Source organism: Candidatus Cyanaurora vandensis, assembly GCF_013285555.1.
Lineage (GTDB): Bacteria > Cyanobacteriota > Cyanobacteriia > Gloeobacterales > Anthocerotibacteraceae > Cyanaurora > Cyanaurora vandensis.
In genome coordinates, this window is the sequence record NZ_JAAXLT010000171.1 from 1 (window position 1) to 9,267 (window position 9,267).

General features: G+C 51.8%; 8 protein-coding genes. 4 read left to right on the forward strand and 4 right to left on the reverse strand.

The genetic code is table 11. The features are described 5' to 3' along the window. Positions 1–75: 75 nt before the first annotated feature. Positions 76–3,219: a class I SAM-dependent DNA methyltransferase gene (locus tag HFM78_RS11870; protein ID WP_287129658.1), complete on the reverse strand. Its 3,144-nt coding sequence runs from the start codon at positions 3,217–3,219 to the stop codon at positions 76–78. A 416-nt stretch (positions 3,220–3,635) separates the two neighbouring features. Here HFM78_RS11870 and HFM78_RS11875 point away from each other — a divergent pair, with 416 nt between their 5' ends. After that, entirely contained in the window at positions 3,636–4,160 is a 525-nt protein-coding gene (locus tag HFM78_RS11875; protein WP_287129659.1) for a hypothetical protein, read from the forward strand. Between the two features lie 168 nt (positions 4,161–4,328). On the opposite strand, the gene HFM78_RS11880 is transcribed toward HFM78_RS11875, so the two are convergent. Next, complete coding sequence (locus HFM78_RS11880; RefSeq protein ID WP_287129660.1) at positions 4,329–4,784, reverse strand: hypothetical protein; 456 nt, start codon at positions 4,782–4,784, stop codon at positions 4,329–4,331. A 61-nt stretch (positions 4,785–4,845) separates the two neighbouring features. Between HFM78_RS11880 and HFM78_RS11885 the strand changes: the two genes are divergently transcribed. Continuing rightward, positions 4,846–5,328: a pentapeptide repeat-containing protein gene (locus HFM78_RS11885; protein ID WP_287129661.1), complete on the forward strand. Its 483-nt coding sequence runs from the start codon at positions 4,846–4,848 to the stop codon at positions 5,326–5,328. Here HFM78_RS11885 and HFM78_RS11890 read toward each other — a convergent pair. Next, positions 5,325–6,746, reverse strand: coding sequence for a bifunctional class I SAM-dependent methyltransferase/glycosyltransferase family 2 protein (locus HFM78_RS11890; RefSeq protein ID WP_287129662.1), 1,422 nt, complete (start codon positions 6,744–6,746; stop codon positions 5,325–5,327). The genes HFM78_RS11885 and HFM78_RS11890 overlap by 4 nt on opposite strands. 88 nt (positions 6,747–6,834) lie before the next feature. Between HFM78_RS11890 and HFM78_RS11895 the strand changes: the two genes are divergently transcribed. After that, positions 6,835–7,482 carry a class I SAM-dependent methyltransferase gene (locus HFM78_RS11895; protein ID WP_287129663.1) on the forward strand — a complete coding sequence of 216 codons (648 nt, stop codon included), beginning with the start codon at positions 6,835–6,837 and terminating at the stop codon, positions 7,480–7,482. A gap of 166 nt (positions 7,483–7,648) precedes the next feature. Here HFM78_RS11895 and HFM78_RS11900 read toward each other — a convergent pair whose 3' ends face one another. Further along, on the reverse strand, positions 7,649–8,281 hold the full coding sequence (locus HFM78_RS11900; RefSeq protein WP_287129664.1) for a phosphoribosylanthranilate isomerase: 633 nt from the start codon (positions 8,279–8,281) through the stop codon (positions 7,649–7,651). A 51-nt stretch (positions 8,282–8,332) separates the two neighbouring features. On the opposite strand from HFM78_RS11900, the gene HFM78_RS11905 reads away from it, so the two are divergent. After that, on the forward strand, positions 8,333–9,267 hold a 935-nt coding region (locus HFM78_RS11905), incomplete at its 3' end, for a HisS family protein (protein WP_287129665.1).

Below are 9,267 nucleotides of genomic sequence, written 5' to 3' on the forward strand. Positions count from 1 at the left end.
ATTACTTAATCGCGGAGAACTCAAGATTGATTGGGGTCGCAGGATTAAAAATAAAGGTAATTCTATAAATGCAAGTTAGATGCGTGTCAGCTTATAGCCCTGTTGAGTCAAAGCATACAAGTCCCAATTTCTCTGTACTAATTGGTCTACTAATTCAATAAATGGTTGCTGTTGAACCAGGGAAATATCTTTGACAGGAAATTCTTTCAGGTCATCGGGATAGATACGGCTCTTAGAGGTACTACCATCTGCGCTAACAGTCATGATATTTTCGTCTCGATTATTTTCCGCAAGCAGCTTTTTACCGAAACTAGAGGCAAGTAGGGCGGCAATGTAACGTAGATCGAAGCGAAGGGCTAGCTGTGCTTGTCTCTCAGCCTGCTCATAAATTTGTACTTTCTTACCTTCCTCTAAGCCTTTTTGCCGCTTTTTGGATAGTTCGTACATCTGTCGCTTAGCCGTTTTGAGACGAGTGATACCGATTACAGCATCCCAACGCACACAAAACCGCACACTATCGGGTACATAAAACCCGTCTCCCTCGATAGCACCGCGATCAAACGTTGGATAGGAAGTCATGCCGAAAAGAATCTTGGGCAAGTCGTAGAGTTCAGGAATAGTTACCCGTCTAATCTGTGCTGGACATCTTTGGGTACCCCATTCTAGATATCTAGTCTGGTCCACAGAAAATTCTCGGGTGAGATTCTCGCCATCTAGATATTTTTTTGTAAAAATATTTGTCGGCATTGAGTTTAACAGATCATCTTTTTTAAACTTAACTTTACTTAGATTTTCGTCAGAATTAAGAACCATCCCTACCGTGCAATAGCAAATATCTTCAAGGTCAATTGTATTTTCAAGAAGTTGAGTCGTCACAAACTGCCGAAATACATCCGGCCCGTATTCAATCTGGCAAAGGGACTCAAGCTCCCTAGTTTGTTCAAGCGTCTGTATGTGCAATAGCCGTTTCACCAGCACTGACTGATCCGGGGGTAAGTTTTTTATAAAAAATATCGTATTGCTTACCGCAGCATCAGAAAATAAGAAGACCTTACTGAAATAATCAATCTGGAGTACGGTTAAATACTGCGTAATATATTCCCTTATTTTTGTACCATAGTTGTTCGTTTGAATTCCTCGTGAGACAATTAAGCCGACCTTACCGCCCGTACTCACGGTCTTACAAGACAGTTCAATAAACGGTATGAACAAGTCCCATTTCTCATGAAGCGTCTCAAACTTACCGCTCTCTTCAAGTTCACGGCGATACGCCTCTAACCCCGGTTCATCAGCACGAACGTAGGGCGGATTACCGACGACGAAATCAAATCCTGCGCTGAAATCGCCCGAGCGGGTTTTAATTTGAGTGACGCGGGAGACCTCGGCATTCAGGAGGGGGTTGAGGAGCGGTGTATCGAAATCCTCGCCTTTGGGGAGGAGGAGAGTGTCCGTATTGTAGATATTGAAACGGTCAATACTACAGTTAGCGAGGTTACCAGCGTCTTTCAAGCGTTTGAGTAAATCAATTACCTGAATTAACAAATTCGTTTCGGCTAGATAGCAAGCGAAAGGATTAATGTCTAGACAATAGAGCGAATCTTTGACCTGTTGAATAATCGTAGGCACATATTCTAAGGGAATTTCGCCTGTTCTGGGATTACGATAGGAATCAATCAAGCGACGGGCCGCATGGACCAAAAAGCTACCCGACCCCCCCGCTAGATCAATCAACTTCTTACCCCGAATCTCAGGATTATCCGACCGATAATCCAAGGAATCCAACATATACTCAACGACATTACGCGGCGTATAGTAGCGGCCCTGTTCATGCTTACCCTCCAGGATATAACGCCCGTAAACCATCCCAATGATGTCACTATCAATCCCCGCCAGATTCACCCTGGCTAAAATATGTAACACTTTAATTAATAAGGTCTCCCCCATCCGGTACCAGTTATACAGATTTTCATTGCTGAAAAAATGTGCATAGACGCTCTGAGCCGAACGGTAGGCGATCTCCAATAAATAATCCAAAGATAAGCCCTGAGCAAAGTCTAGATATTGTGTAACAAAAATTTCCTGCCAATACTTAAAGCCCCCGTCCGAGAATTTACGATTGATTAAACCCTTATCCTCACAAATCCGTACCATCAAGAGCCGGATCACATAGACATAGGCCGTCTGTTTGGCGAACTCTGACTTGAGCTTTTCCTCATCCGCCCCTTGCAGAATCGTCCGTGTTACTAGATTTTTCCAAGACGTGAAATACTGAATCGTTTTGATGGCGTGGTCATAGGCGAGAGCCTGACCCGCTTGCCAAGCTTTCCAATCCAGGACGAGACGCTCGTACTGTTTCAAACATTCGACGAGATTAGGGTCCAGTTTAGTGATCTGTGTCTGTGGTGTTATCTTAATATTGAGTTCCTTCTGCTCCATCAGGGTAATCGTCGGGAGTAGATTTAATTGATTCACAACAACTTTTGGACTCACGGGTTTTTGGGTCTCTTGCTGTGCTTGTTGTAAACGTTTAAGTAGTTTATTTGCTAGGACTGTAATCGTACCGTGGGGATTTTCGGCGAATTCAACTAACTTCTCATCTGCCCACAATAGATCATCAACTTTACTAATTGCTTGTACTCGCAAGTGATTGAGAATCCGCTTCCGTAGATCTGACAAGATTTTTGGCATACTTTCTTCATGCCCATTTCCATTTGGTGAATATTTAACATCACAGTAGGTTTGATACTCCGCTAAGACTAGTTCTAGCTGATAATAAACATCATCTTCGAGCAGCTTGACCGCCGACCGCAAATCTTCAATCAACAACTCATCAAAATTTTCGTTATTAGCCTGACTCCGCGCCACTTGCAACCACTGGGCTTCATCGAGACCAATCTCGGCAATCAACCTCTGGATATCCACAAAATTACTTTTGTGGAAACGGCGATACAAAGCCCGTAATGCCTGTTCTTGGTGATTCGCTAGCTGTCCAGAGGTCTCTGAGAACAGATTTAAGCCCGAGAAGGTCTCTAGGATCTCAACGAGGGACAGACTTAAAATTGGATTGGGCAAGTCAGGGTTAGAGAGGTCCCAACCCAAAAGATATTGACCATTACAGAGGAGACCCAGGCTATAGCCACGACTCCGTGCATAGTTGGCGAGTTGTTGCAGCGGTTCAGGACGCTTCAGACTATAGGCAGTATTTTTATCTTCTACCAAAAAGCAGCGTATATTTGCCTCATGTAAACATACTTGAAAATCAGGACGTGAGTTATCTTTAACCACGCCTGTTTGATTTTTAGTAATATCTCCCGTCTCAAACCCTAAAGCCAATAGCAGCGGCAGAACTATCTTTGTATCGACAATATTGTCTTCATCGTTAGCTTGGGGAGTATGGATATATTCTAGATAAGTTCTTCCGCCTTCAAAGTTAGTAGACGTAAAGATGCTGAAGAATTGCTCCCTAAAATGCTCAAAACTCATGGGTTGCCTCAAGCTTTTTGCACCGCCTAAATTCCTCTCACCGTATCATGGCTCTTCCACACCGTCAATTTCCGCATAACCAACCAAAAACGCGGTTCCCACCGACAAAAAACCATGCCCACGGTCCAGAACACGGTTCTTACTGATGAAAAATGACCATCACGGTGCAAACAACAGTTTTTACAGTCAAAAAACCATTCTTGCGGTCCAGACAATGGTTTTTACGGACGGAAAACAATTCTTACCGAGTAAACAACGGTTTTTACGGTCAAAAAATCATTCCCACCATCCCAGCGGCAATTCTTCCCCATTTGGGCACCCTTAAGTGCCAACCCCCGGAGGAAGCCATGCTTGCCCAGACCCTTGCCAGCCGTTTGAGTTCCTACCAAACCGCCCTGACCACCGCCACCGCTAGCCCCGAGATCCAAAAGGCTTTGAGCGAATTTCGCTATGGTCCTGAAAAAATTCAAGCTGGTCAAGCCGAACTCCAAGCCACTATTCACGCCAAAGCTGCCCAGGAAAAAGAAAAAGGTGAGGCCCAAGCCGCAACCCAAAACCGTGATCTAGCGTTAGAGGCTCTAGAAGACTGGATGGATGACTTTCTCGACATCGCGCAAGTTGCCCTAGCGGAGCAAGTACAGCTCTCAGAAATACTCGGACTCAAACAGCTCTCTTGATAACCCAGTCCGTTAAAAGTGGTTCCTCTAGCCTCTCTCTTGTAAGCAGGGTCGAGGAGGACTCTTTACAGCCGGTCACGGTCTTGCGTATGATTATCTACTGACGGGGAGTGAACGGGAAGAGGGAGCAGGACGAAACAAGGACAGTCCTGGTCCCTCTTTTCACATTTATTTAGTAGGCGCGGTCGTATCGGGGGTCACGAGGGGAGCCTGGGGCACATTTTTAGGCCGGGGCTGATAGACCAAGAGCATATAGCCGAGACCCGCTGCAATTACCACAAAAGTCAACGCATTGAAGATGCCTGCCCGGTACTCGTAGGCTTGGTAGACGGGGAGCCAGAGGAAGCGTTGCCTCAGGTAGGCCCGGAGGTTCTCGTCACTCCCGGCTTTGAGGGGTCCCTTGGGGTAATCCTGCACGAAGACGTCAAGTGCGTCCTGGCGAGTGCCGCCCGCGAGTTGGACCCACATATTGTAATCCCCCAACAATTGTTCGCGGGCATTGACAATGACTTCATCGTCGTCATAGAGCCAGGAAGGACCGACGGGTTCCCAGCGTGGCGGCGGTGGGGGTGTTGGGGTTTCTTCAGCACCCGTCGTGGTCTGTTCTTCTTCCCTGTCGCTCATGGCTACCTAGATGCTCAATACATTAGTTTCAATGGTACTTGCTACCCAGGGGATGCAAAGGATGGATTTACCCCAAGACCTCAAGACCCGCAGTCAGAAATTTTTACAGCAATCGCCTCATGAACGGCTGACGCAACTGCGGTTAGTGGGTCTGGCTCGCTACGGGGATTTTTTGACCCAGATGCCTTTGACTGAGGCCAATGTCCGCTGTGTGATGGGATTCTTGGCGGACCCGACGCGGGTGAAGTTTCCCCAATTAGCGGGGGCGACCTTGGCTGGGTTGGACTTGACGGGCGTTAATTTCATCCGGGGGGACTTGCGGGGGGCAGATCTACGGGGGAGTCGTCTCTACCGGGCGGATTTAATCTTTGCTTATTTCGATGGGGCGGATTTAACTGGGGCAGACCTGACCGGGGCGACCTGTCATCGGACGCAGTGGCAGGGGGCACAGGTGGTCGGGTGTCGGTTTGGCGCCGGCGTCGGGTTGACCCCCACTCAGCAAGCAGACCTCCAAGCGCGGGGTGCGGTATTGACAACGGCTTAAAAGAACTTGATTTTTTGGGAAGCATACAGACACATCCGCAATAGAATCAGCCCTTCGCGCACGTGTTGGATATTGGACTGTCCGTAGACCCGTTCGTGGTAGCGCACCGGGACATCCAGGATCTTGAGACTGAGCTTAGCGGCCCCAAAGAGTAAATCAAAATCGCCGAAGGGGTCAAAATCACCAAAATAGGCCCGCCCCGACGCAATTCGTTCATAGTCTGTGCGCCAAAGAGCTTTGGTCCCACAGAGCGTATCTTTGAAACGCTGGCCCAATAAGTAACTAAATGCCAACCCGAAGAGCTTATTCGCAACGGTATTGAGCCAGGGCATCGCCTCGGCAGAGCGCGGGTAGACTAGCCTTGACCCGTTGGCGAACTCACAGCGACCACTGACTAAGGCATCATAAAATTTCGTCAAGTCCGCCGGGGTCACGGTCAAATCGGCATCCAAGATGACCAAGATATCCCCGGTGGCCTGGGCAAACCCCAGCCGTACTGCGTCCCCCTTCCCCTTGCCCGTCTGCTGGTGGATCTGGATATCCCAGTCTGGGTATCGCCTAGCAACCCGTTGGATCTCCGCCCAAGTGTCATCACTGGAATGACCCTCGACATAGATGACCTGGGTATGACCACCGATGCGCGGCATTTGGCTTAAAGAATTCTCAATATTGCCCTGCTCGTTGCGGGCCGGGATGACGACGGAGATGGAGGGCAGGGCGGCGCGGGGACGGGGATTGAGACGGGCGACCAAGTAATTATCCACACACAGGGCACTCAAGCCCGGTAGGTGGGCGGGGTAACGGTTGAGCCAGCCCTCGAGACCGCCGAGACTGACCGGGCATAGCCCGTGATGACCCTGTTTAATCGCCTCAAAGCCGCCCAACTGGACCATATTCACCAAATCTTCGTTGGAAAGCCAGTTCTGGGGGGGCTGGGGCATCCTGAGCCCGAGTTTTTCCGCTAAGTTCAAAAGTGGTTCCCAGAGGTAGCTGTGGTGGACGATGACCAACCGGGTCTGGGGCGTACAAAATTGCCGTAAGTGGTCCAACGCCTGCTGCACATCGGAGAGATAGCCAATCGTCCCGGCGAGCAAAATGTAATCAAAGGTCTCATCCAGCACCAAATTCTGGATATCCCCGGTCAAAAAATGGAGCCGGGGGAATTTCTGTCGGGCCAAGGCGATACTCTCACCACTGATGTCTACGCCCAGGCCATGACTGGGTTGGAGTTGGTGCAGGAGTTCCCCGGTGCTACAGCCAACTTCTAAGACCTTAGCTCCGGGAGGAATGAGGAAGCCGCAGAGGTGGGCTAGGGCCGCATGATAAGCCCGTCCGCGCCCGCGCCAAGTATCCCGTTCTGGGGCGAAGCGGTCAAAGTGTTTAGCGATGGTGTCGGTATGGGTTTGATAAAGTGCCATGGGGGTTGATTGTAGCGCATCTGTCGGACTGTAAATCTTGCTCCGGCTCTAGCTCGTTAAGATGGGCAGTGAAACGCTCCTCAAGGCCATGACCGCCCGTAACTCCTTCACCCGGACCGATGAGACTGACGACCAGCTTTTTTATCAGTCACCGCGACTGGTCCAGCACATTGACGACGGCTTTATTCAGAAGCTCCAGCAACTTTTTCAAGAAGTCCTCCCGCCCAAGGCGACGATTCTCGACTTGATGAGCAGTTGGGTCTCACACCTGCCCGCCGATCTGCCGGTCAACCGGGTCGTGGGTCTGGGGATGAATGAAGTGGAATTGGCAGCCAACCCGCAACTCCAGGCCTATACTGTCCAGAATCTCAACCAAAACCCGGTCCTGCCCTATCCAGACCAAACTTTTGATGCAGTATTGAATACGGTCTCCATCCAATACGTGACCCGGCCCCTCGAACTGATGCGTGAAGTCCACCGGGTCCTCAAACCGGGCGGGGTCACGGTGGTGAGCTTCTCGAACCGGATGTTTCCCACCAAGGCGGTGGAGGCTTGGCGCGATAGCTCCGACGAGGATCATGTGCAACTGGTCACCGCCTACTTCACCAAAGCCGGGGGCTTCACCCAGATCCGCGCCGTCCGTCAAGTCGCCCCACGCACCGGGAACTTCATGGATTGGTTTACCCAGCCCCAGGACCCTTTTTATGCCGTGGTTGCCGAACGAGAAGCGCAGTAGAGGGGCATCTCAACCGCCGTCGTGCTTTTTACGCGGTCTAGCCCTAAGCGATTCCCCTAAATCTAAGCGATCTCCCTAGCCCCCCTTAAAAAGGGGGATTTAGGGGGATCGCTTCTGCCTTGGTCCCCACGAGCCTGTGCCCGTCAGGGTATGGGGCGGAGGGGCCTTACTTCAATTGATGGATGACTTCTAGGAGATGTCTCACACGAGTTAGATCTTTGATGCCAGGATCAGATTCGACACCGCTAGAGACATCTATCCCGGCGGGATTAAGGGTGGTAAGGGCGGTTGAGATGTTTTCGGGGGTGAGGCCACCAGCGAGGACCCAGGGTTTGGGGGGCTGGAAGTGAACCAGGGTGGACCAGGCGAGGGGTTGGCCCGTGCCGCCGAGTTGACCGGGTTGGTAGGCATCGAGTAGCACCGCACTGATGTGGGGCCAGTAGGGGATGAGGGTAACGAGTTGGTCGGGGGACTGCAAGCGGATCGCCCGGATAATCTCCACACCCGGTAGAGCTTGGCATAACTCGCGGCAATCCTCAGGGGACTCCTGACCGTGGAGTTGGACAGCGTTGAGCCCGGTGGCGCGGACCTGTTGCACGATCTCGATGAGCGGAGAATCAGCAAAGACCCCGACACGAGTAAGGAAGGGCGGTAATTCCTGGAGCAGTTCAAAGAGCCGATCGGGGGGCACAAAGCGGGGCGAACTCGGCACACAGATGAAACCCAGGGCATGGACCCCCAACCGGGCGACGGCTTGACATTGCTCAGCTTGGGTCAGACCACAGATCTTGATTCGCATCTTTTCACCTTACCGCGCCCAGTTAGGATGAATAGGCATTTTGAGGATACCGTGGCTGAACTTGATACCCCGAGTGGGATGCGCGATTTCTTGCCCGAGGTCATGCAACTGCGGGAATACGCCATCGAAACCATCAAAGGAGTCTTCCGACAATGGGGCTTTTTACCCCTGGAGACCCCCGCCATGGAACGCTGGGAAACCCTAGCGGGTAAGTACGGCGAAGAAGGCGAGAAGCTGATTTACCACGGGTTCAACAGTGGCAATCTCGGCGATGAACCCCTTTATTTCAGCCGCAAAGAACGCCCCGAATTGGCCCTACGCTACGACCTGACCGTACCCCTGGCCCGCGTCATGGCAATGTACGGTCACAAACTCGCCAAACCCTTCAAACGCTACCAAGTCCAACCCGTCTGGCGCGGCGACCGTCCGGGCGCAGGCCGCTTCCGGGAATTTGTCCAGTGCGACGTGGACGTCATCGGTAGCACTAGCCTCCTCGTGGAAGCCGAACTCATCGCCGCCACCCATGAGATCCTGACCCGCCTCGGCTTCCCCGACTTCAAAATCCGCCTCAACCACCGCCAGGTCCTGCGCGGCATGATTGAGACTGTGGGCCTCGACCCCAGCCAAGAAAGCACTGTCCTCACCGCCATTGACAAACTCGACAAACTCCCCCCCGAGAAAGTCCGCCGCGAACTCGAAGCCAAGGGCATCCCGACCGCCGCCGCTCAAGAACTCCTCCGCATCGTCACCCTGCACCCCGCTCACCCCGACTGGCCCAATTTCGTCACCCAGCTCAGCCAATCCCCCAGCGGACAACACGGCTTGGCCCAACTCACCGAGATCCTCGCCCTCCTCCAAGCCTATGGCCTCCCCGCCGCCCACTACGCCTTGGACCTGTCACTGGCACGGGGCCTAGACTATTACACCGGAGCCATCTTCGAGACCATTATCCCCACCGCCCAAGTCGGCAGTGTGGGCGGCGGCGG

Bases quoted from the DNA above. Each gene is read 5' to 3' on its own strand.
- HFM78_RS11880 (WP_287129660.1), bottom strand. From the start codon at position 4,784: ATGAGCGACAGGGAAGAAGAACAGACCACGACGGGTGCTGAAGAAACC.
- HFM78_RS11900 (WP_287129664.1), bottom strand. From the start codon at position 8,281: ATGCGAATCAAGATCTGTGGTCTGACCCAAGCTGAGCAATGTCAAGCC.
- HFM78_RS11895 (WP_287129663.1), top strand. From the start codon at position 6,835: ATGACCGCCCGTAACTCCTTCACCCGGACCGATGAGACTGACGACCAG.
- HFM78_RS11890 (WP_287129662.1), bottom strand. From the start codon at position 6,746: ATGGCACTTTATCAAACCCATACCGACACCATCGCTAAACACTTTGAC.
- HFM78_RS11875 (WP_287129659.1), top strand. From the start codon at position 3,636: ATGACCATCACGGTGCAAACAACAGTTTTTACAGTCAAAAAACCATTC.
- HFM78_RS11885 (WP_287129661.1), top strand. From the start codon at position 4,846: ATGGATTTACCCCAAGACCTCAAGACCCGCAGTCAGAAATTTTTACAG.